23 protein-coding genes are annotated in these 21,468 nt (G+C 62.7%); 12 read left to right on the plus strand and 11 right to left on the minus strand.

From position 1 onward, the window contains the following. Positions 1 to 31: 31 nt before the first annotated feature. Together AC07RZ_RS06180 and AC07RZ_RS06185 are read right to left on the minus strand one after the other, a co-directional pair. On the minus strand, positions 32 to 997 hold the full coding sequence (locus tag AC07RZ_RS06180) for an MBL fold metallo-hydrolase (protein WP_494667300.1): 966 nt from the start codon (positions 995 to 997) through the stop codon (positions 32 to 34). Continuing rightward, positions 990 to 2,006 (minus strand): TRAP transporter substrate-binding protein, encoded by a 1,017-nt coding sequence (locus AC07RZ_RS06185; RefSeq protein WP_494667301.1) that lies wholly within the window; start codon positions 2,004 to 2,006, stop codon positions 990 to 992. The genes AC07RZ_RS06180 and AC07RZ_RS06185 overlap by 8 nt, the downstream gene beginning before the upstream one ends. Before the next feature lie 276 nt (positions 2,007 to 2,282). Here AC07RZ_RS06185 and AC07RZ_RS06190 point away from each other — a divergent pair, with 276 nt between their 5' ends. After that, a complete protein-coding gene (locus AC07RZ_RS06190) occupies positions 2,283 to 2,918 on the plus strand; it encodes a hypothetical protein (RefSeq protein WP_494667302.1) in 636 nt (211 codons plus the stop codon). 3 nt (positions 2,919 to 2,921) lie between these two features. Here the strand turns inward: AC07RZ_RS06190 and mog are convergent, their stop codons facing one another. Then, positions 2,922 to 3,554 carry a molybdopterin adenylyltransferase gene (gene mog, locus AC07RZ_RS06195; protein WP_494667303.1) on the minus strand — a complete coding sequence of 211 codons (633 nt, stop codon included), beginning with the start codon at positions 3,552 to 3,554 and terminating at the stop codon, positions 2,922 to 2,924. After that, positions 3,541 to 4,140: a ribosome biogenesis factor YjgA gene (yjgA, locus tag AC07RZ_RS06200; RefSeq protein WP_144738622.1), complete on the minus strand. Its 600-nt coding sequence runs from the start codon at positions 4,138 to 4,140 to the stop codon at positions 3,541 to 3,543. The genes mog and yjgA overlap by 14 nt, the downstream gene beginning before the upstream one ends. A gap of 76 nt (positions 4,141 to 4,216) precedes the next feature. Between yjgA and pmbA the strand changes: the two genes are divergently transcribed. The 8 genes from pmbA (at position 4,217) to tal (ending at position 13,253) form a co-directional block, all read left to right on the plus strand. Then, positions 4,217 to 5,581, plus strand: a complete 1,365-nt coding sequence (gene pmbA, locus AC07RZ_RS06205; protein ID WP_144738621.1) for a metalloprotease PmbA — start codon at positions 4,217 to 4,219, stop codon at positions 5,579 to 5,581. Between the two features lie 70 nt (positions 5,582 to 5,651). After that, positions 5,652 to 5,936: a hypothetical protein gene (locus AC07RZ_RS06210; RefSeq protein ID WP_494667304.1), complete on the plus strand. Its 285-nt coding sequence runs from the start codon at positions 5,652 to 5,654 to the stop codon at positions 5,934 to 5,936. A 96-nt stretch (positions 5,937 to 6,032) separates the two neighbouring features. Further along, positions 6,033 to 7,580, plus strand: a complete 1,548-nt coding sequence (locus tag AC07RZ_RS06215; protein WP_494667305.1) for a sugar ABC transporter ATP-binding protein — start codon at positions 6,033 to 6,035, stop codon at positions 7,578 to 7,580. Positions 7,581 to 7,644: 64 nt separating this feature from the next. Beyond that, positions 7,645 to 8,631 (plus strand): ABC transporter permease subunit, encoded by a 987-nt coding sequence (locus AC07RZ_RS06220; protein WP_342830355.1) that lies wholly within the window; start codon positions 7,645 to 7,647, stop codon positions 8,629 to 8,631. Positions 8,632 to 8,773: 142 nt separating this feature from the next. Beyond that, positions 8,774 to 9,661 carry an ABC transporter substrate-binding protein gene (locus tag AC07RZ_RS06225; RefSeq protein ID WP_342830373.1) on the plus strand — a complete coding sequence of 296 codons (888 nt, stop codon included), beginning with the start codon at positions 8,774 to 8,776 and terminating at the stop codon, positions 9,659 to 9,661. 74 nt (positions 9,662 to 9,735) lie between these two features. Next, positions 9,736 to 10,725 (plus strand): LacI family DNA-binding transcriptional regulator, encoded by a 990-nt coding sequence (locus AC07RZ_RS06230; RefSeq protein ID WP_494667500.1) that lies wholly within the window; start codon positions 9,736 to 9,738, stop codon positions 10,723 to 10,725. Between the two features lie 37 nt (positions 10,726 to 10,762). Further along, on the plus strand, positions 10,763 to 12,235 hold the full coding sequence (xylB, locus tag AC07RZ_RS06235; RefSeq protein WP_494667501.1) for a xylulokinase: 1,473 nt from the start codon (positions 10,763 to 10,765) through the stop codon (positions 12,233 to 12,235). Between the two features lie 52 nt (positions 12,236 to 12,287). Continuing rightward, the gene (gene tal / locus AC07RZ_RS06240; RefSeq protein WP_494667306.1) at positions 12,288 to 13,253 is read left to right on the plus strand and encodes a transaldolase; all 966 of its coding nucleotides are present in this window, start codon (positions 12,288 to 12,290) and stop codon (positions 13,251 to 13,253) included. Here tal and AC07RZ_RS06245 read toward each other — a convergent pair. Both AC07RZ_RS06245 and AC07RZ_RS06250 read right to left on the minus strand, forming a co-directional pair. Beyond that, the gene (locus tag AC07RZ_RS06245; RefSeq protein WP_494667307.1) at positions 13,250 to 14,566 is read right to left on the minus strand and encodes a hypothetical protein; all 1,317 of its coding nucleotides are present in this window, start codon (positions 14,564 to 14,566) and stop codon (positions 13,250 to 13,252) included. The two genes, tal and AC07RZ_RS06245, sit on opposite strands and share 4 nt — an antisense overlap. Continuing rightward, positions 14,563 to 15,522: an ABC transporter ATP-binding protein gene (locus AC07RZ_RS06250; protein WP_494667308.1), complete on the minus strand. Its 960-nt coding sequence runs from the start codon at positions 15,520 to 15,522 to the stop codon at positions 14,563 to 14,565. Before AC07RZ_RS06250 ends, AC07RZ_RS06245 begins: the two co-directional genes overlap by 4 nt. A 193-nt stretch (positions 15,523 to 15,715) precedes the next feature. On the opposite strand from AC07RZ_RS06250, the gene AC07RZ_RS06255 reads away from it, so the two are divergent. From AC07RZ_RS06255 to AC07RZ_RS06265, 3 genes are all read left to right on the plus strand, one after another. Next, entirely contained in the window at positions 15,716 to 16,273 is a 558-nt protein-coding gene (locus AC07RZ_RS06255) for a hypothetical protein (RefSeq protein WP_494667309.1), read from the plus strand. A gap of 177 nt (positions 16,274 to 16,450) precedes the next feature. Then, positions 16,451 to 16,975 (plus strand): hypothetical protein, encoded by a 525-nt coding sequence (locus AC07RZ_RS06260; protein WP_092393524.1) that lies wholly within the window; start codon positions 16,451 to 16,453, stop codon positions 16,973 to 16,975. Next, on the plus strand, positions 16,975 to 17,490 hold the full coding sequence (locus AC07RZ_RS06265; protein WP_494667502.1) for a hypothetical protein: 516 nt from the start codon (positions 16,975 to 16,977) through the stop codon (positions 17,488 to 17,490). Before AC07RZ_RS06260 ends, AC07RZ_RS06265 begins: the two co-directional genes overlap by 1 nt. Positions 17,491 to 17,492: 2 nt before the next feature. On the opposite strand, the gene AC07RZ_RS06270 is transcribed toward AC07RZ_RS06265, so the two are convergent. The 5 genes from AC07RZ_RS06270 to AC07RZ_RS06290 form a co-directional block, all read right to left on the minus strand. Continuing rightward, entirely contained in the window at positions 17,493 to 17,981 is a 489-nt protein-coding gene (locus tag AC07RZ_RS06270) for an AmiS/UreI family transporter (RefSeq protein ID WP_494667310.1), read from the minus strand. A gap of 162 nt (positions 17,982 to 18,143) precedes the next feature. Then, positions 18,144 to 18,881 (minus strand): ABC transporter ATP-binding protein, encoded by a 738-nt coding sequence (locus AC07RZ_RS06275; RefSeq protein WP_494667311.1) that lies wholly within the window; start codon positions 18,879 to 18,881, stop codon positions 18,144 to 18,146. Beyond that, positions 18,878 to 19,639, minus strand: coding sequence for an ABC transporter ATP-binding protein (locus AC07RZ_RS06280; RefSeq protein ID WP_494667312.1), 762 nt, complete (start codon positions 19,637 to 19,639; stop codon positions 18,878 to 18,880). The genes AC07RZ_RS06275 and AC07RZ_RS06280 overlap by 4 nt, the downstream gene beginning before the upstream one ends. After that, positions 19,639 to 20,508, minus strand: coding sequence for a branched-chain amino acid ABC transporter permease (locus AC07RZ_RS06285; RefSeq protein WP_254784898.1), 870 nt, complete (start codon positions 20,506 to 20,508; stop codon positions 19,639 to 19,641). The genes AC07RZ_RS06280 and AC07RZ_RS06285 overlap by 1 nt, the downstream gene beginning before the upstream one ends. A 31-nt stretch (positions 20,509 to 20,539) precedes the next feature. Next, complete coding sequence (locus tag AC07RZ_RS06290) at positions 20,540 to 21,421, minus strand: branched-chain amino acid ABC transporter permease (RefSeq protein ID WP_494667313.1); 882 nt, start codon at positions 21,419 to 21,421, stop codon at positions 20,540 to 20,542. Between the last annotated feature and the right edge of the window lie 47 nt (positions 21,422 to 21,468).

The following is a 21,468-nucleotide window of genomic DNA, read 5'->3' on the forward strand; positions in this document are numbered from 1 at the left end:
AAGATGGTTGGAAATTGGGGAAGCGATGGCGTCAGATCACCATCAGGTCTTGGCCGACAATGATTTCACCGCTGAATTGCTTGCGTGCCTCGGCCGACCACATGTCGTCGCTGATGGCCGGGTCGCCACCGGGCACGAAATGGCTCAGCACCAGCGTCTTGACGCCGGCGCGCGCCGCTACCTGGCCGACCTGGACGGTGCTGGTATGGCTCTTGACCAGGTGGTCGAGCAGGGTCGGCGCGTTGTCGACGGTTTTCATCAGCTTCTCCAGCGCCGGCAGGTACATCACTTCATGCACCAGCACGTCGGCGCCCTTGGCCAGCTTGATCAGGTTCTCGCTGTAGGCGGTATCGCCGGAGAACACGACTGAGCGGTCCTTGGTGTCGAAACGATAGGCGAAGGCGGGCTTGAGCGTGTAGTGGTCGACCAGCGCGGCGGTCACCTTGACCTGGTCGTTTTCCATGACCACGCGTGGGCCGTCGAATTCGTGGGTGTTGATCAAGGGGCGCAATGGCGGCCGGCCTTCTTCGTGCATGCGGGTGGCGATGTCGATGGCGTTCATGTGGACAAAATCATTCATCATCTGGCGCATTCCCGGCGGCCCGTACAGATGCACAGGCCTTGCCAGGCCGGTGGCCCAGGCCAGGAACACCAGGTTGCCGAGGTCGGCGTTGTGGTCGGAATGCTGGTGGGTCAGGAAAATGTCGCGTATCTGCGGCAGCTTGATGCCGGCCTTGGTCAATTGCAGGGCGACGCCATTGCCGCAGTCGACGACATATGGCTGCCCGTCTACCAGCAGCACATTGGCCGGCGCCGCGCGCAAGGCCGACGGCGTCGGTCCGCCCTTGGTGCCCAGCAGGATCAGTTGCGTGCCCTTGTTGGAGGCAGTCGTCTGCGCTTGCACCGCCGGTAGCCAGGGCAAGGCGGCGGCACTGCCCGCGGCCAGCGCGAGCCGCATGAAATCACGGCGCGAAGCGCGGGAGCGAGGCTCATTCATTGTCTGTTTTTCCCTTCAGGCACAGTCCGACGATATCGGCGGCGTTAGCTTTTTGCTGCCAGGCCGAGACCTGGTTTTTTGCGGCATTGCGTAGGCTGTCTTGTATCTCCTGGGCCGGCGCAAGGTCCAGCGTCATTTTATGGTCGCGCATGCGGCTGTAGTTGCCGGCGATGCGATCCTTGACGCTGCTCCAGGAGCCGGCGGCGGTGCGCTGGGCCGCTTCTGTCAGTATCGCCTGCTGTTCCGGTTTCAGCTGCTGCCAGACGTCCTGGTTGATGACGGTGTAGCTCAGCGGGATCGAGTAGCTGATCGCGCTGAAATTGCCCAGCTGGTCCCACAAGCGGTTGCCGGCGCCGCCGTCGCCCGACGACAGCACCGCATTCAGCTCACCGGCGGCCAGCTTGGCCGGGACCGCGGAAAACGGCAGGTTCACGCTTTGCGCGCCGACCTGTTCAAATACAGCCCGGCTGTTTTCATCGTAGGTGCGGATCCGCAGCGCCCGCAAGGCCACCAGGTCGGTCAGCGGCGTGGCCGACCAGATGCCCGACGGCGGCCACGGCGTGACGTACAGCAGGTGTGCGTTGAGCTTGCGCAGGTGCTGCTCGGCTGCCGGCTGGGCGCAGCTGGCGAGCGCCCTGGCCTGGTCGAAGCTGCTGACCGTGAATGGCAGCGAGGACAGGAGGAAGAACGGATCGCTGGCGCCGACGATGCCGGCAAACAGCGTGGCCATTTCGACCTTGCCATCGCTGACGGCGCCGACCTGGGCGCTGCCCTTGAACGGGTTCTGGGTTTCCTGCAGGGTATCGATGGCGAGCGTGCCGCCGGCCAGCTGCTTGACGCTGGCCGCAAACTGCAAGTCGGCCGCGGCGGTGACGGAGGTCGCCGGATATTCGTTGATCAGGCGCAGGGCCTGGGTTTGCGCCAATAAAGGTGGGTTAAGCGCCAATGTCAGTATCGGCAGGAGCAAGGCTGTGATAATGCGAGATTTGGCGACGGCGGTTGGCAACATGATGCTGTTCGCTGAAAAATGGTTGGAGGACATCGAAGCTTGCTTAAAGATGGCGGAGCGTGCCCCTGCCGATAGGAGCAACAATATACCGGATACGCGCATTCGAAGCTATTTGGAAAGGTTCTCCGCTACGAATTTACGTTCAGCGTTGAATCAAGAGTCGAGGAATCCAGATTTTCGATTCAATCGTGTTTTTTGCGGGTTATAGTTGCCAGGCTCCTGGGGAGCAATATTTCCAACCAGAGTTTCACCGACTGCTATAGCTTGAGAGGCAAGATGAAATCATTGATGGTGGCGGTCCTTTATATACTCCTTACGGGCCAGGCTCTCGCAGAAGAAGCTGAGGTCAAAGTTTTTGCAATTCAGGGAGAGCGTCTGCAATACCAGCCGCCTCAGGGCTGGAAAATCGCATATATGGAAGGGACACCGGACGGCGATTATGTGATTGAATACCTTCCTGATGGCGAAAATCTGGCGTCCTGGCGGACCGGTTATCTTTCGATACGCCGTAAATCCTTACCTTCTGAAAATATCATGGATCAGATCAAGGCCAAAAAACTGCATTTGCCGGCGTTGGTGGTGGCACAGTTGCAGCAAGATGCAAAGCAAGGATGCCAAGGAAAGTTTGAAGCCATGAGTCACCGCGACAATACATACAATGATTTATATTTTTCGGTAAGCGGCGGTTTTTGCGGCAAATATGGCAGCGCAGCCCCATACGGCGAAGGCAGTATCGTTGCCGTTGTCGAAGCGAAGGCTAATTTTTTCACTATCCAGTATGGCTGGCGTCCCGCCAGCGATACTGATCTGAAAGATTATGCCTGGCGGATTACACCGGAAAACGCCGAGAAATATATCAAATCGATTATGCGAATGAGCGTTTGCGAAGATGCTGCGGCTTGCCAGCCTTAGAAATCACGGTAGCGGGTTTGCCGCAACTGTCGGGCGAATTGCGGATTTGGGCCGAAATGCCTTGCACAGCGCCTCGTTGGTCTCGATGTACGGACCGCCGATCAGGTCGATGCAGTAGGGCACGGCGGCGAAAATGCCGGATACCTTTTGTTTGCCGTCAGCGTCTTTCAAGCCCTCCAGGGTTTCCTTGATCGCCTTCGGCTGGCCGGGCAGGTTCAGGATCAATGCCGCATGGTCGGCGCTTTCGCGGATCACCGCGACTTGCCGCGACAGGATCGCGGTAGGCACGAACTGCAGGCTGATCTGCCGCATCTGCTCGCCGAAGCCGGGCATTTCCTTGGTGGCGACAGCCAGGGTCGCTTCCGGCGTCACGTCGCGCCGCGCCGGGCCGGTGCCGCCGGTAGTCAGCACCAGGTCGCAACGCTGCTGGTCCACCAGCTCGACCAGGGTTTGTTCGATCAGTGCGCGTTCGTCGGCGATCAGGCGGGTTTCGGCTTGCCAGGGAGTGCTGAGCGCAGCCGCCAGCCAGTCTTGCAGGGCAGGGATGCCCTGGTCCTGGTAGACGCCGGTGCTGGCGCGATCGGAAATCGACACCAGGCCGATCTTCAGGCTTGGCCCAGGACTAGTTGTGCTCATCTTGTTGGTCTTCGTCGTCCTGTTCCCCGTCGTCCGCTCCGGCGCCGGGTTTCTGCAGCTGTTTCAGCAGCTGGAAGATTTCGCGGTAAGCCTTGGGCGGCTTGTTCTCAGCCTGTTCCTTGCGGCCGTTGCGGATCAGGGTGCGGATGTGCTGCACGTCCAGCTCAGGATGCTGCGCCAGCAGTTCGGTCAGCGCGCCGTCGTCCTTCAGCAGGCGGTCGCGATGGCGCTCCAGCGCGTGCATGGCGGCGGTGTCGGCTTTCGACAGGCCTCTCCAGCTGTCCAGGGTTTTCTGGATTTCGGCGATTTCGTGCGGCTCCAGCGTACGCATTTTCTTGCCTACGTACTGGGTCTGGCGGCGGCGTCCTTCGTGGTCCTTGATCTGCTGGCATTCGAGGATGGCGTCGCGCACATCTTCCGGCATCGGCACCCGCTTGACGCGGTCGCGCGACTCGGCGATCAGCTCTTCGCCGAGCTTCTGCAGGGCAGTCATCTCGCGCTTGAGCTGGGACTTGGAGGGACGGTCGTATTCTTGTTCGAACTCGCTGGACTGAAAGCCGCAGGAGCCCCGGTTGGGATTTGGCATGATGTTAAGGGTACTTCCATACTGTAGACGACTGCTATGATAACCGTTTTATACCTTTTCCAAAGAAAACCGACCCATGAGCGACTCCGTATTTATCCATAGTCAAGAGCAATTGCAACAGTTGGCGCAGGATGTCTTGCGTTATGCGCGGGAAAAAGGCGCTTCCGGCGCCGCCGTCGAAATCAGCGAAGGCAGCGGCTTGTCGGTGGGCGTGCGCAAGGGCAGCGTCGAAACGATCGAGCAAAACAAGGACAAGGGCATGGGCGTCACCGTCTACCTGGGCGAGGAAGGCCATACCCGGCGCGGCAATGCCAGCACCTCCGATTTTTCGGCCAAGGCCCTGCAAGACACGGTGGAAGCGGCCTACAACATCGCCCGCTTTACCGCTGAGGACGATTGCGCCGGCTTGCCCGATGTTGATACTTTGGAAATGAATCCGCTGGACCTGAAGCTGTGCTCGCCGTGGCTGATTTCGGCGGAAGAAGCTGTCGAACTGGCAAAACGTTGCGAAGCGGCAGCATTTGCCGTCGACAAGCGCATCACCAACAGCGAAGGCGCCGGCGTCTACGCCCAGCAATCGCACTTCGTCAGCGCCAATTCGCGCGGTTTCATGGGCGGTTACCCGTTTTCGCGGCACACCATTTCGGTGGCGCCTATCGCCGGCAAGGGCGGCAACATGCAGCGCGACGACTGGTACTCGTCGATGCGCGATCCGCGGCAGCTGGCCAAGCCGGAAGCGATCGGCCGTTACGCCGCGGAGCGCGCGCTGGCGCGGCTGAACGCGCGCCAGCTGGATACCCGCAAATGCCCGGTGCTGTTCGAGGCGCCGCTGGCGGCCGGCCTGCTGGGGGCTTTCGTGCAGGCGGTATCGGGCGGCGCGCTGTACCGCAAATCGACCTTCTTGCTGGATACCCTGGGCAAACCGGTGTTTGCGCCGCATATCCAGATCGTGGAAGACCCGCACGTGATCGGCGCGGTCGGTTCGGCGCCTTTTGACGAGGAGGGCGTCAAGACGCAGAGGCGCGATGTGGTCAAGGACGGCGTGGTGCAAGGCTACTTCCTGTCGACCTATTCGGCGCGCAAGCTGGGCATGAAAACCACCGGCAATTCCGGCGGTTCGCATAACCTGAGCATGACTTCGTCGCTGACCAAATCCTCGGACAACTTCAAGGCGATGCTGAAAAAGCTCGATACCGGCCTGCTGGTGACCGAGCTGATGGGGCAGGGCGTCAACTACGTCACCGGCGACTATTCGCGCGGCGCTTCCGGCTACTGGGTGGAAAAGGGCGTGATCCAGTACCCGGTGGAGGAAATCACGATTGCCGGCAACATGAAAGACATGCTGGCGCAGATCGTCGCCATCGGCGCCGATTCGCTGATCCGCGGCACCAAGCAGACCGGCTCGGTATTGATCGAAAGCATGACCGTGGCAGGCAACTGACCGCGGGCTCCGGCGCCTTGTCGAGGCGGCTTTAACCAGTACTTGACACCTCCCTTGCGGAGGTGTTTTTTTGTCTCCATTTTTTGCCCCTATTGCTTGCATTGGTGTTTGCATTGTCAAAAACATCAAAAAAAGCAAGCGCTTGCGCAAGCGCTTGCTTTCCACTAAGATTGATCGCAAATCAGGTCGCGCACAGTATGTCGGCGCGGCCCAGGCAAAGATAAAAGACGCAAGGAGACAAATGAAAATCCCGCATCCAGGCGAGGCAGCGAGCCTCCGACCAGCATCTGAACCGATATCAATGATTGAGCGATCGCTCACGCTAAAGCCATTGCTGGCTGCGGCAGCCTATTGATTTTCTGGAAAATATCTGTCCTGTCATACAAACCGTTTATCGATTCGACGGCTTTTGAAAAAAAACTGATCGATCAGTCAAAACAAGGGGTTGTCCATGAAACCTGAAGCAGGCGCGACGCCAATCCTCGAGATGCGCGGCATCTCCAAGACCTTCAGCGGCTTGCGGGTGCTGAAAGAGGTCGACCTGACCGTGTACGCCGGCGAAGTCCATGCCTTGATGGGCGAGAACGGCGCCGGCAAGTCGACCCTGATGAAAGTGCTGTCCGGCGCCCACCAGGCCGACGCCGGCGGCGAGATCCGCATCGACGGCCGGCGCGTCGCCAGCTACGGCCCGGGCGCCGCCAAGGAACATGGCGTGGCGGTCATCTACCAGGAGCTGAGCCTGTGCCCCAACCTGAGCGTGGCCGAGAACATCTATCTCGGGCGCGAACTGAAGCGCGGCTGGAGCGTCGACCGCAAGGCGATGGAGGCCGGCTGCGTCGACGTCTTGAAGCGCCTGGGCGCGGAATTCAAACCGCAGACCAAGGTCAGCATGCTGTCGATCGCCGAACGCCAGCTGGTGGAGATTGCGCGTGCGATCCATGCCCATGCGCGGATCCTGGTGATGGACGAACCCACGACGCCGCTGTCTTCGCGCGAGACTGACCGTTTGTTCGCACTGATCCGCCAGCTGCGCCAAGAGGGCTTGGCGATCGTCTACATCAGCCATCGCATGGCTGAAATCTACGAATTGTCGGACAAGGTCTCGGTATTGCGCGACGGCAAGCACGTCGGCATGCTGGCGCGCGCAGAGCTGTCGGCCGAAGCGCTGGTGAAAATGATGGTGGGGCGCGATCTTTCCGGTTTCTACAAGAAGGAACATGCGCCCTACGATCCCGGCAATGTCGTCATGCGGGTGCGCGACATGGCCGACGGCAAACGGGTCCGCGGCTGCAGTTTCGACCTGCACGCGGGCGAGGTGCTGGGCATCGCCGGCCTGGTCGGCGCCGGCCGCACGGAGCTGGCGCGCCTGATCTTTGGCGCCGATCCGCGCATTTCCGGCACGCTGGAAGTGGCCGGCAAGGCCGTGACGTCGCTGCGCGGCCCGGTCGATGCGATCCGCGCCGGCGTCGCTTACCTGACCGAAGACCGCAAATCGCAAGGCCTGTTCCTGGACATGAGCGTGCGCGACAACATCAACGTCTGCGCCTGCGTGCCGGACGCCAGCCATGGCGGCGTGCTGGACCGCAGCCGCGGCGCGCAGCGCGCCGGCGCCGCCATCAAGGCGCTGGCGATCCGGGTGGCTTCGCCCAACATCAATGTCGGCGCGCTGTCGGGCGGCAACCAGCAGAAGGTGCTGCTGGCGCGCCTGCTGGAAATCAAGCCGCATGTGCTGATCCTGGACGAACCGACGCGCGGGGTCGACATCGGCGCCAAGTCGGAGATCTACCGCATCATCAACGAACTGGCCCAGGCCGGCATCGGCGTGGTGGTGATTTCCAGCGAGCTGCCGGAAATCGTCGGCACCTCGGACCGGGTGCTGGTGATGCGCGAAGGCGAGCTGGTGGCCGAACTGGGCGGCCGTTCGGGACGTGAAATCACCCAGGAAAACATTATCGAGCTGGCGACCGGCGCGCAGCAGGTGGAGCCGCAGGCGGCATGACCGGCAGGCGGCTTGAGCACGCAAGGCGGCAATCATGAATCAGAACAGCATGGAGACAAATATCATGGAAGCAAGTAGCAAGATCACGGCCGAGACCATCGGCAAGCGCGAACAGCTGCGCGATTTGTTGCGTACGGTCGGCATGCTGCCGGTGCTGCTGTTGCTGGTGCTGGGTTTCGCCCTGATGAGCGAAAATTTCTTCACGGTGCAGAACCTGTCGATCATCACCCAGCAGGCGTCGGTGAATATCGTGCTGGCGGCCGGCATGACCTTCGTCATCCTGACCGCCGGCATCGACCTCTCGGTCGGCGCGATCCTGGCGGCGTCGGCAGTGGTGGCGATGCTGGCTTCGCTGTCGCCGCAGTTCGGCATGCTGGGTATCGCCGCCGGCATCGGCTTCGGCCTGCTGTTGGGCCTGGCCAACGGCGTCCTGATCGCTTTCATGCGCTTGCCGCCGTTCATCGTCACGCTGGGCGCGCTGACCGCGATGCGCGGCCTGGCGCGGCTGCTGGCGGACGACAAGACAGTATTCAACGCGGAACTGCCGTTTGCCTTCATCGGCAACGATTCAGTGCTGGGCGTGCCCTGGCTGGTGATCATCGCCTTGCTGGTGGTGGCGGTTTCCTGGTTCATCCTGCGCCGTACCGTGATCGGCGTGCAGATCTACGCGGTGGGCGGCAACCATGAAGCGGCGCGCCTGTCCGGCATCAAGGTGTGGAAGGTGCTGCTGTTCGTGTATGCGGTGTCGGGCTTGCTGGCCGGCCTGGGCGCGGTCATGACTGCATCGCGCCTGTCCGCCGCCAACGGCTTGCAGCTGGGGCAATCCTACGAGCTGGATGCGATCGCGGCGGTGATCCTGGGCGGCACCAGCTTTACCGGCGGCGTCGGCTCCATCGGCGGCACCCTGGTCGGTGCGCTGATCATCGCAGTGCTGACCAACGGCCTGGTGCTGCTGGGCGTGTCGGACATCTGGCAATACATCATCAAGGGCATCGTGATCATCGGCGCGGTGGCGCTGGACCGTTACCGCCAGTCTGGCGCGCGTACCTGAGCCTGATCAAAAGATTTCTCGACCACCGGGTGCGACAAGCTGGTCGTTGTCCCTGGATTTTCATATGACCGGCAACAGGAGATCAAGCATGATGAAAAAAATCGCTATGGCCGCAATACTTCCGCTGACGCTGGCCTTGACCATGTCGGGCGTGGTGCAGGCGCGTGAGCTGAAGGCAGTCGGCATCACCGTCGGTTCGCTCGGCAATCCTTATTTCGTGACGCTGGCCAACGGCGCCAAGGCCAAGGCCCAGCAGATCAATCCCAACGTCAAGGTCACCGCAGTATCGGCCGACTATGACCTGAGCAAGCAGTTCACGCAGATCGACAATTTCATTTCAGCCGGGGTCGACCTGATCCTGCTCAATGCCACCGATCCGGTCGCCATCGAGCCGGCCATCAAGAAAGCGCAAAAGGCCGGGATCGTGGTGGTGGCGGTGGATGTCGGCGCCAAGGGCGTCGATGCCACGGTGCAGACCGACAACGAACTGGCCGGCAAGCTGGCCTGCAAATATCTGGTCGACAAGCTGGGCGGCAAGGGTAACGTGATCATCCAGAACGGGCCGCAGGTGACTGCCGTCACCGACCGCGTCAAAGGCTGCAAAGCCGTGTTTGCCGCCGCGCCCGGCATCAAGCTGTTGTCCGACGACCAGGACGGCAAGGGTTCGCGCGAAGGCGGCCTGAACGCCATGCAAGGCTACCTGACGCGTTTCCCGAAAATCGACGGCCTGTTCACCATCAACGATCCGCAGGCGATCGGCAGCGACCTCGCCGCCAAGCAGCTCAAGCGCAGCGGCATCATCATCACTTCGGTCGACGGCGCGCCGGATATCGAAGCGGCGTTGAAATCGGGCACGTCGATCCAGGCATCGTCCAGCCAGGACCCTTGGGCCCAGGCCCAGGATGCGGTGGCCATCGGCTACGACATCCTGAACGGCAAGCGTCCCGCCAAGCCGGTGGTTTTGCTGGCGCCGGTGCTGATTACTCATGATAATGTCGCTACCTATAAAGGCTGGTCCAGCCAGCGCTGACGTGAAAAGGCGGCTGCCGGAACCGGGTTGCCGGCAGCCGCCGGCCTAAAGCAAGGGGAGAACAATTGGCTACGATGGATGATGTCGCAAGAATCGCGAAGGTATCGACTTCGACGGTCTCGCATGTCTTGAACGGTACGCGCAAGGTGAGTCCGGCTACCGTGCGTGCGGTAGAGGCGGCGATCGAGGCGCTCGGCTACATCCCCAACACCCTGGCGCGCTCGCTGGCGCGCTCGACATCGAACACGATCGGCGTGGCGATTTCCGCGCTTTCCAACCATTATTTCAGCGAAACCGTGCACGCCATCGAGACCGAATGCGCCAGGCACGGCATCATGATGCTGTATGTCGACACCCGCGACGATCCGGAGCAGGAGCTGCGCGCGGTCAAGGCGCTGCACCACCGGCGGGTCGACGGCATCCTGCTGGCGCCGTCCGCCGATCCGCAGCACCTGGCGCTGGAATACCTGCGCGCCAACGAGATCCCGGCGGTGCTGGTGGACCGCCTGGTGGCGCAAGGTTTCGACCAGGTCGGTGTGGAAAACAAGAAATCCTCGCAGGAGCTGGTCAGCCACCTGGTCGAGCATGGCCATAAACGCATCGCATTGATTTCCGGCAGTCCGGGCCTGACCACGACCGACGAGCGGATTGAAGGCTACCGCGCGGCGCTGGACGCCGCCGGCCTGGACTTCGACCCGGCGCTGCTGGTCAGCGGCGAATCCAGCAGCGAGCCGGCAAGGCGGGCCACCCGCCAGCTGCTGACGCTGGCAGCGCCGCCGACCGCCATCATGGCCGCCAACAACCTGATGACCATCGGCGCCATGCATGCCTTGCGCGACGCCAAGGTCGATGTGCCGGAGCAGATCGCCCTGGTCGGTTTCGACGATTTCGACTGGGCCGATTTTTTCATTCCGCGCCTGACCGTGATGGCGCAGCCGGTCAAGGAACTGGGAATGCGGGCAGTCAAGCTGCTGCTGAAGCGGATCGAAGCGCCGGACGGCAAAAAACAAACGGTGCGGCTGGCGCCGACGCTGCGCATCCGCAACTCCTGCGGCTGTCTTTGATACTTTTTACTGGAAACGGATATCTATGGGTAGTCCCATTTCGCTAGGGATAGATCTCGGCACGTCGGAACTGAAAGCGGCATTGCTGGACGAAAGCGGCACGGTGCTAGCGCATGCCGGGGCCCGCCTGGCTATCTCGCGGCCGCAGGCCGGCTGGTCCGAGCAGGATCCGGAAGACTGGTGGCAAGCCTGCCTGGCGGGCCTGCATCAGTTGCGGCAGCAGCAGCCGGGCGCGTATGCCAGGGTGCGCTGCATCGGTCTGTCAGGACAGATGCATGGCGCGGTGCTGCTGGACCGGGACGACCATGTGCTGCGCCCGGCGATCCTGTGGGACGATTCGCGCGCGCTGGCGCAGGCGCAATGGCTGCAGCGCGCGCATCCCGCTTTCGCCGGCATCACCGGCAGCCTGCCGATGGCGGGCCTGACCGCGCCCAAGTTGTTGTGGCTGCGCGAGCATGAGCCGCAGCTGTTCAACCGGATTTCCTGCGTGCTGTCGCCCAAGGATTACCTGCGCCTGCGCCTGACCGGCGAGCGCATCAGCGACGTTTCCGACGCCGCCGGCACGCTGTGGCTGGACGTGCACAAGCGCGACTGGTTTGAACCCATGCTGCAAGCCACCGGGCTGGAGCTGCATCACATGCCGCGGCTGGTGGAAGGTTCGGCGGCGTCAGCCGACCTGAGCGCGGCCGCGGCATCGCAGCTGGCGCTGCAGCCGCCGGTGCTGGTGGCCGGCGGCGGCGGCGACAATCCAGTATCGGCGGTCGGCATCGGCGCGATCGAGGCCGGCCAGGCTTTCGTCACGCTCGGCACCAGCGCCGCCATGGTCGCGATTACCGACCATGTGGCCGGCAATCCGGCCAGCGCGGTGCACAGCTTTTGCCACGCGCTGCCGCAGCGCTGGTACACCATGGGCGCGATGCTGGCCGGCGCCAGCTGCCTGCGCTGGGCCACCCAGCTGCTGGGGCAGGCCAGCGAGCAGGCCTTGCTGCAACAGGTGCAAGAGCATTTGCCGCTGGACCAGCCGGCTCCCGCGGCGACGCCGTTGTTCCTGCCTTACCTGGCTGGCGAGCGCACCCCGCACAACGATCCGCTGCTGCGCGGCGGCTTCATGAACCTTGCGTATGAGACGACGCCGGCGATGCTCGGTTATGCGGTGCTGGAAGGCGTCGGTTTCGGCTTGCGCGATGCGATGGCCGCGGTGCAGTCGGCGGGCGCGGAAGTAACTACCTGTTCGCTGGTCGGCGGCGGCGCCCGCAGCGACTATTGGGCGCAGCTGCTATCGAACATCCTCGACCGCGAAATCCGCACCTTGTCGGGCAGCGAGCTCAGCGCCTGCATCGGCGCCGCCAAGCTGGGTTTCCTGGCGTATGGTTGCGGCCGAGACTTGCCGGGCCTGGGCATGCCGGTCAAGGCGCGCTTCGTGCCGGCGGCCGGCCAGCAGGAAATGTTGCAAGAGCGCTACCGCAAATTCCGCGGATTGTTTTCCGCTGCGCAGGCTCTGCACGACTGAACTTTGACGAATTTTTGACTTCTTACTGCATTCCCTAGCCACAAGGATAGACATGAACCAGCTGGACCAGCTCAAGCAATATACGACCGTCGTAGCAGACACAGGCAATTTCAAGCAGCTGGCGCAATTCAAGCCGCGCGACGCCACCACCAATCCATCGCTGATCCTGAAGGCCGTGCAGCAAGCCGATTATGCGCCGCTGCTGGCCGAGACGGTCGCCGCCCACGCCGATAGCGCGCTGGACCAGATCGTCGACCAGGTACTGGTGCGTTTCGGCCTGGAGATATTGCAAGTGGTGCCGGGCCGGGTCTCGACCGAAGTCGACGCCAGGCTCAGTTTCGACACCGCCGCCACGGTGGCCCGGGCGCGCCGCATCATGGCCTTGTATGAAGCCGCCGGCATCGGCCGCGAGCGGGTGCTGATCAAGATCGCTTCAACCTGGGAAGGGATCCAGGCCGCGGCCATCCTGGAGCGCGAAGGCATACGCTGCAACCTGACCCTGCTGTTTTCCTTTTGCCAGGCGGTTGCCTGCGGCGCCGCCAAGGTACGCCTGATCTCGCCGTTCGTCGGCCGCATCTATGACTGGTACAAGAAATCCGCAGGCAGCGCCTGGGATGAGTCAGCGAATACGCTTGGCAACGATCCTGGCGTGAAATCGGTGGTGCAGATCTACAGTTATTACAAGCGCTTTGGGATCGATACTGAAGTGATGGGAGCCAGTTTCCGCAACGTCGGCCAGATCGCCGCGCTGGCAGGGTGCGACCTGCTGACGATCAGTCCGGACCTGCTGGCGCAGCTGCAAGCCAGCGACGCTCCCTTGTCGCGCGCGCTGGACAAGGATGCCGCCGCCGCTGCCGACCTGCGCGAAATCAGCTACGACGAAGCCGGCTTCCGCTATGCGCTCAACGACGACGCCATGGCTACCGAAAAACTGGCGGAAGGAATGCGCGGCTTTGCCGCCGACGCCTTCAAGCTTGACCGCATCATCGAAGGCTTGCTGGCGTCGGCGCGGGCTTAAGCAGGCTGCGGCAAGTCGTCCTTCAAGGCTTGCCGGCGCCAGCGCCAGCCCAGCAGCGCCAAGGCCAGCGCGGCATGCAGCACCGCGATGCCAAGCATCTGCCAGCCGTTGCCGATGTGCAGCGGCATGAAAAATATGGCGAGCGCCTTCAAGCCCATCATGTTGCTCAGGAACGGCAGCAAGCCGTTGATGAGCGCCAGGTACAGGATGGTGGTGGCGCCGACCCGCTTGCTCTTGCCGGAAAAGGCGAAGAACAGGTAGACGCAGCAGTCGCGCAGCAGCAGCAGGGCCAGCGCCGGGGCCAGGAACGACAGGCCGGCTGCGGTTATCTGCAATTTGAACGGCAGTTCCTGGGCGCTGCTGAATTGCAGCAGCAGCGCCAGGCAGAAACTCAGGAGCAGCGTGGTCGGCCAGATCGGCAGGTTCTGGAACAGGCCATGCAAGTTGCCTGCCTTGGCCCTGGCGACAACCCGCTGCCACAGCGCGATATCGTTTTCTTCGGTGAACAGCGCAGCATAGGTCATGGCTAGCGCGAACAGCAATCCTATCCACAGCAGCCCGGCGCCGCCGCTAAAGCCGCCGACATAGGCCGCCAGCAGGCAGCAGGCTAGCGGCCAGGCCCAGGGAGCGGTGGTGATCTGCAAGGCGCTGTTCATGCTGCGCCAGGCGGCGAACACGGCGATGGCAGCGAAGAATGCGACGCTGGCCAGCAGGAAAGAACTGTAGGCGAACGGCTGGCCCCACCAGGAAATGGCAGCGTCGGTCGCGGAGCGGAACGGCGGCGCGAACATGACAGCGATCAGCACCACCGCCCAGGCGATGCCGCCGCGCTGCACGGCGCGTATGTCGCTGCGCATCAGGTGCAGGTTCAAGGCAATCGTCGCGGCATGCATCAGGATGCCCAGCGCGGCCAGGGTCAGGCCGCTGCTCAAGGGCATGCTGTGTTCGCGCACCAAGGCGGCAATCGCGAAAACCAGCAGGCACAGCAGGCCGCCATACCAGTTGAAGGCGGTGGCGCCGAACAGCTTGCCCCAGGTCATGGTCCAGGGATCGAGTGCGCTCATGCGCTGCTGGTCCCAGGTCTTGTCGCGGATTTCTTCGATCACGGCGTTGCTGGCGTTGCGGGTGCCCCACAGGCAGACGATGCCGCCGAACAGGACCAGCGCCACGCTGTCGAGCGGCACGCCGCCCGGCCAGTTGTCGTTGGCGAGGCTGAGCGTGAAAAAAACCAGTCCCAGGATGGCCGGCATGGCAATCAGGCGATGCAGGGAAAACTGCAGCCACAGGTTGCGTTTGAATTCAGGATTGATCATGATGCGCTCCCGCTGGCAATGTTTTGTCCGTTTTGTTCATAGCTGGCCACTGAGCGCAGGTAGGACTGCTGCAGGTTTTCCTTCTGGTCGGCGAAGCTGGAGACCTGCAGGCCGGCGGCGACCAGGCGCGCCAGCAATGCCGCCTGGGCGTGTTCGTCGCCGCTGAACATGAAATCGGCGCTGCGCTCGTCGCTGGCGCTGACCTGCAATGCCGGTTCGGCTGCCAGCTGCGCGTGCAGGCCGGGATTGGCTTGCGCCAGCGTGATCCGCAGCGACTTGCGCGGCGCCTGCGCGGTGCTGCCGTGGTCCAGCGCACGATATTCCAGCACCTTGCCGTCGCGCAGGGCCAGCATGTGGGTGGAGTATTCGTCCAGCTCGGCCAGGATGTGCGACGACACCAGCAAGGTCATGCCCTGCGCCTGCAACAGGCGGAACAGGCCGGCCAGGCTGGCGCGCGCTTCCGGATCGAGGCCGGATGCCGGTTCGTCCAGCAGCAGGATCTGCGGCCCGTGGATGATGGCCTGGCCGATCGCGACCCGCTGGCGCAGGCCGCGCGACAGCTTGTCGCATGTCTGCTGCAGGCGCTCCGTCAGTCCCAGCTGCTGCGCCGTGGTCTGTATCGCCTGCGGGATCGCCGGCGCCGGCAAGCCCTGGGCGGCGGCGGCATATTCAAAACACTGCGCCACCGTCAGCGACTGGTACAGGCCGTAGAAATCGGACAGGTAGCCCATGATCCGGTGCACTTCGCGCGGCCGTTCCAGCACATCCATGCCGGCCACGCTGATCGAGCCGGCGAGGGGCGTTTCCAGGCCGGCGATGCAACGCATCAGGGTGGTTTTACCGGCGCCGTTGGAGCCGACCAGCGCGGTCACGCTGCCGGCCTCGACTTGCAGGCTGACCTGGTGCAAGGCGCGATGGCCGGGATAATCGAAGGTAAGGCCAGAGATTTTTATCATGAAGGTCGGTCTTCCGGTGAAGGGGCGCAGGCGATAAGTTGCTAATAATAAAGCAACGCATAGAGGAATGCGCGCTAAATTGCGCCCGGCAACAGCGTGTATCAATAACCGGCCAGCTGTTACCAAATGATTCACCTGCCTCGCAGGGCGCGCAACTCCGGTTAAATAGTCAATTTATTTACAGGAGATTGCCATGCATGTTAACCAGTTGCGGTCCGCCTTGAAGTGGGGCTCGGCGCTAGTCTGCCTAAGCCTGGCGGCCTCGGTGCTGGCGGCGCCGGTGATGGATTTCCGTAGCGAAGACGTGCTGTCGGTAGCGGACGGCGTGAAAGACGAACTGCACCTGAACCAGAACCAGCAGACCTTGTGGCGCCAGATCGAAACCAAGACGCGCGGCATCCTGGGCGAGCGGGAAAAACGGCAGCGCGACCTGCAGGCAAACATGGCGAACGGCCTCAAGGATCCGGCTATCGACTTGCGCCAGCTGTCGGCGGCGATCGACGCCGAATCCGGATTGTCGGCCCAGGACGGACGCCAGCTGCGCGAACTGTGGCTGACCATGAACGATGCGCTCGACGACCAGCAGCGGCAGGCAGTGCGGCTGTTCCTGGCGGACCGGCTGCAGCGTGTGGACCAGGCTTCTTGCGAACGCAGCTCCGTGGTCGGCAAGGACAAGCCGTCCGGTAAAGGAGGGCACGGCGGCAAAGGCATGGGCGGCATGGGCGGCGCGAATGGCGGCGGCATGCAGTAGTTTTCCGCGATGGTTTTCCGTTCCGCCGCGATTTAACAATGGTTTGCAAATTACCAGCTTTTCATTCGAACTGAACCGAACTCCCGTCCTCTAAAATGTTCATAGCGAGTTTGCTGGAACTCTGGCTGGCCTCTGCCGATGCGGCTGCGGCCGGCGCTTTATATATTGGATGCGGTAATGCGGTTAAAGCAGATAAGTGGTTTGCTGGTGGTGGGCAGTGTGCTGGGGTTGAGTGCTTGCAGTTCGGTGGTGACCGAGGGCAGTTCGGCCGCGGCCGGGGTTGCCGGCACCGCGCTGGCGGGCAAGGTGACCAATAACGCCGCGGTCGCCACCGGCATCGGCCTGGGCGTGCAGGCTGCGGCGCGCGCCGGCGTGCAATACGAGCAGCGCCAGGTGCATGGCGAAGAGCAGGATGCGATTGCCAAGGCTGCCGGCGGCCTGGCTGTCGGAGCGGTCGCCAACTGGCAGATCCGGCACTCGCTGCCGATCGAAGACAACGAGCGCGGCCGGGTCACCGTCAGCCGCGTCATCGCCAGCCAGGGCATGAGCTGCAAGGAAATCGTGTTTTCCGTCGACGGCCTGGTGGACAAGGCGAGCAAGCCGACCAGCGAATTTTATGTAGCGACCATCTGCCAGGCAGGACCAGCCTGGAAGTGGGCGTCGGCCGAACCCGCGACCGAGCGCTGGGGAGCTTTGCAGTGATGCTGCGCTGCGGTTTTTTGCGCGGCGCCGCCGGTGGCGCCTGTTTGCTGGCGGCCGCGGCAGCATTGAGCGGCTGCAACAGCATCGGCGGTTTTGCCGGCGCCGCGGCCGGCGTCGCCAGCGGTGCTGTCACTTCCAATCCGGCAGTCGGCTATGCCATCGGCATAGGCGTGCAAGCCGCCACCGACGCCACCACCAAATACGTATTCCGCAACTGGCAAAAAGCCGAACAGGATGAAATCGCCGCTATCGTCGGCCAGCTGGATGTGGGCCAGGCGCGCAAGTGGGCCATCGTCCACCAGATCGCCTACGGCAACGAACACGGAGAAGTGCGTGTCACGCGCCTGATCGATACGCCGCTGGCCTTATGCAAGGAAGTGCTGCTATCGGTCGACAGCGGCACAGGCGCCGAGTTGAAACGCGCCTGGTATACCGCCAGCGCCTGCCGCAGCGACGATGTATGGAAATGGGCGGCGGCGGAGCCCGCGGTGGAACGCTGGGGCAGCCTGCAGTAGTTTTACCAGCGGCCGGCCAGCATCAGGAAACCCGGGATCCAGCAGGAAACGATGCCGATGAATGCAGTAATGTGGCCCAGGGAACGGATGGTTTTCTGCAGCGCCAATGCCAGGAAGAACAGGAACCAGAGCAATCCCCAGGTCAGCCACATCATGGTCGAACGCATGTCCTGCTCGACCGCCAGCCACGCCATCGGCAAGGTGTTGATGGCGACGAACAGGCAATACCATCCCAGTCCCTTGCCGTTCATGCCTTTCCATTGCACCACCGCCAGGTACAGGTAAGTGAAGGCAAACAGCAAGCCTGCCGCGACGCTGAGATAGCCGGCATTGTCGATGCTGCGCACCATTCCAATCAAGCTGATGGATAGCGCGAGGGCGCCGACCAGGAAATTGAAGACGGCGTTTTCACGCGCCTCGATGCGGCCGGTCAGGCCGACGCCGTTGACGACCAGCACGGCGCCGATGAACAGTAGAGCGATGCCCAACATGATGTAATTCCTTCTGCAAAACTGCCGATAGCGTTGTCGGACTATCCGGGCTTGCAGAGAAGATACGCGTTTCGCCGGTTTGAAGGTATGCCGGAAATGAATAAGGCCAATATGCATATCGGCCTTGAATTCGGATGCTGGATGGGTTTAATGCCCGGCGCGTCAGCCGCCGAGGTACGCTTCCAGCACCTTGGGATTGTGCAGCAGGTTGCTGCCGCTGTCGGCCAGCACGATCTTGCCGGTTTCCAGCACGTAGCCGCGCTGGGCGATCCGCAGCGCCTGGCGGACGTTTTGCTCCACCAGCAGGATGGTCAGGCCGGTGCGGTTGATTTCCTGGACGATGCGGAAAATTTCCTGCACCAGCAGCGGCGCCAGTCCCATCGACGGTTCGTCCAGCAGCAGCACGCGCGGCTTGGCCATCAGCGCGCGGGCGATCGCCAGCATCTGCTGTTCGCCGCCGGACAGGTTGCCGGCCAGGCCGTCCCTGCGCCGCTGCAGCACCGGGAACAGGGCATACACCCAGTCCAGGTCCTGCGCGACCTGCGCCTTGTCCTTGCGGGTGTAGGCGCCCAGCGCCAGGTTCTCGGCGATGCTCAGGGTGGTTAGCGTGGCGCGGCCTTCCGCCACCTGCACCACGCCGCTCTGGACGATCTTGTGCGGCGGCAGCCGGGTCAGGTCTTGCTGGCGGTCTTGCTGATTGAACAGCACCTGTCCGCGGGCCGGCTTGAGCAGGCCGGAGATGGCAAGCAGGGCGGTGCTTTTGCCGGCGCCGTTGGCGCCCACCAGCGCGGTGATTTCACCTTCGTTGAGCGCCAGGTCGATGCCTTTGACCGCTTCGATATGGCCGTATGAAACCGCCAGGTCCCGCACTTGCAGGATCGGTGTAGCGTTGCTTGTCATTCCGCGTCTTCCTTGCCCAGGTAGGCTTCGATCACTTCCGGGTTGTTCTTGATCTGGCCGGGGCTGCCTTCGGCGATGATGCGGCCGAAGTTGAGCACCGCGATGCGGTCGCACAGGCCCATCACGAAACGCATGTCGTGTTCGATCATGAAAATGCTGAAGCCGCGCTGCTTGATGTTCAGGATTTCCGTCATCAGCTCGGTTTTTTCGGCGGGATTCATGCCGGCTACCGGCTCGTCCAGCAGCAGCAGTTTCGGCTTGGTCGCCAGCGCCCGGGCGAATTCCAGCTTGCGCTGCTCGCCGTAGGACAGGCTGTCGGCCAGCATTTCCGCCTTGTGGTCCAGGCGCACCCAGGACAGCAGTTCCAGCGCCCGCTCGCGCGCCTGGGCTTCGATCTTCCTGAAGCTGCCGAGGTTGAACAGCAGGCCGCCGAAACCATAGTGCATGTGATCGTGCATGCCGACCACGACGTTTTCCAGCAAGGTCATTTCCTTGAACACGCGGATGTTCTGGAAAGTGCGGGCGATGCCGCGTTCGGTGATCTTGTGCGGCGCGACCTTGCCGATGTCGGCGCCGTCGAATTCGATGGCGCCGCCGGATGCGCGCAGCAGGCCGGTGATCAGGTTGAAGACGGTGGTCTTGCCGGCGCCGTTAGGCCCGATCAGGCCGAAGATGCCGCCCTGCGGGACGTTGAAGTTGACGTCCTGCAGTACCTGCAGGCCGCCGAAGTTCTTGCTGATATTCTTGAGTTGCAGCATCAGTTGTTTCCTCCAGCTGGAGCTTTACGCTGGAAAAAGGCGCGGATCCGGCGCGGGTCCCAGATGCCTTTCGGCAGGTACAGGATCACCAGCACCAGGATCAGGCCGTTGACTACCGCGCGGTAGCTGTTGAAGTCGCGCAGCGCTTCCGGCAGCAGCGTCAGCACCATGCCGCCGATGGTCGGGCCGACCAGGGTGCTGGTGCCGCCGAACACCGCCATGGTCAGGATTTCGACGGCGTTTTCGAAGGCATAGTTGCCGGGGCCGATGGTGAACGTGTAGTGGGCGTTGAGGCCGCCGGCCACGCCGGCGATGGCGGCGCCGATGACAAACGCCAGCAGCTTGTAGCCGGCGACGTTGACGCCCATCAGGCGCGCCGCCACTTCATCTTCCTTGATGGCTTCGAAGGCGCGGCCGATTTTCGAGCGGCGGATGCGCGCCAGGATATACAGCGTGGCCGCCAGCAGCAGGACGATGTGCCACCACTCGGTCTTCAGCGGGATGCCGTTCAGGCCGAGCGGGCCGCCGGTGATGTCCATGTTGAGCACGATCACCCGCACCACCTCGCCGAAGCCCAGGGTCGCCATCGCCAGGTACACGCCTGACAGGCGCAAGGTCGGGATGCCGATCACCAGCGCCACCAGCGCCGGCAGCGCGCCGCCGATCGCCAGCGCCGCCGGGAACGGCAAGCCGGTCTGCATGCTGACCAGCGAGGCGGCGTAGGCGCCGATGCCCATGAACGCGGCGTTGGCCAGCGACAGCAGGCCGCAGGACAGGGTGACATAGATCGACAGCGCCAGCATGGCGTTGACGCCGAGGCCGAAAATCACGGTGTTGTAGGTCGACCAGAAACCGTCCCACCAATCCATGAAACCTATGGTTGTAAACAATTCAGTCATGTCAGGCCTTCCTTTCCAGCACTTTGCCGAACATGCCGGAAGGTTTCACCAGCAGGATCAGGAACAGCAGGCCGAAGCCGACCGCGTCGCGGAAATCGCTGGAAATGTAAGCTACCGTCAACACTTCGGCGAAGCCGAGGAACAGTCCCGCAATCATGGCGCCGCGGATATCGCCCATGCCGCCCAGGATGATGACGGCGATGCCCTTGTGCAGCATCGGCTGTCCCATGAACGGCGTGATGGCGTTGAACGACAGTCCCACCAGCACGCCGGCGGCGCCGCCTAGTGCGGCCGCGGCGAATGAAGTCAGGTAGAACAGGCCTTCGACATTGATGCCGAGCAGGTAAGCCGCTTTCGGCGACTCGGCGATCGCGCGCAAGGCGCGTCCCAGCTGGGTACGGCGCATGACCGCCAGCAGCACCAGCATCAGGATGAAGGAAATCACGACGATGCCGATCTGCACCGCGGTGACATGCAGGTGGCCCCAGTTGTAGCTGTCCTCGGGAATGGTGCCCACCGGGAAGCGCTTGTTCTCGGCGCCGAACAAGCCTTGCGCCAAACTGGTAAGGATGGTGGCGACGCCGATGGTAGCGATCATGGGCGCCAGGTGCGGCGCATTGCGCGCCCGCAGCGGCTTCAGCACCAGGTAGTCGACCAGCAGCCCGATCAGCCCGGACGCCAGCATCGCCGCCAGCATGGCCAGCCACAACGGCAGCGCCAGGTGCTCCACCAGCAGCAGCGCAGCATAGCTGCCCAGCATGAAAATCGCGCCGTGAGATAAATTGATCACGCCCAGCACGCCGAAAACCAGCGTGAAGCCCAGCGCAAACAGCGCATACACGCTGCCCAGCGAAAGGGCGTTGATGAGTTGTTGTTCAAACATGGAAGATTTTCTTAAATTCAATTAGGGTCAGAGTCGAATATTTTCGT

The sequence above is a fragment of the Collimonas sp. GW821-FHT07E08 genome (genome assembly GCF_059418905.1).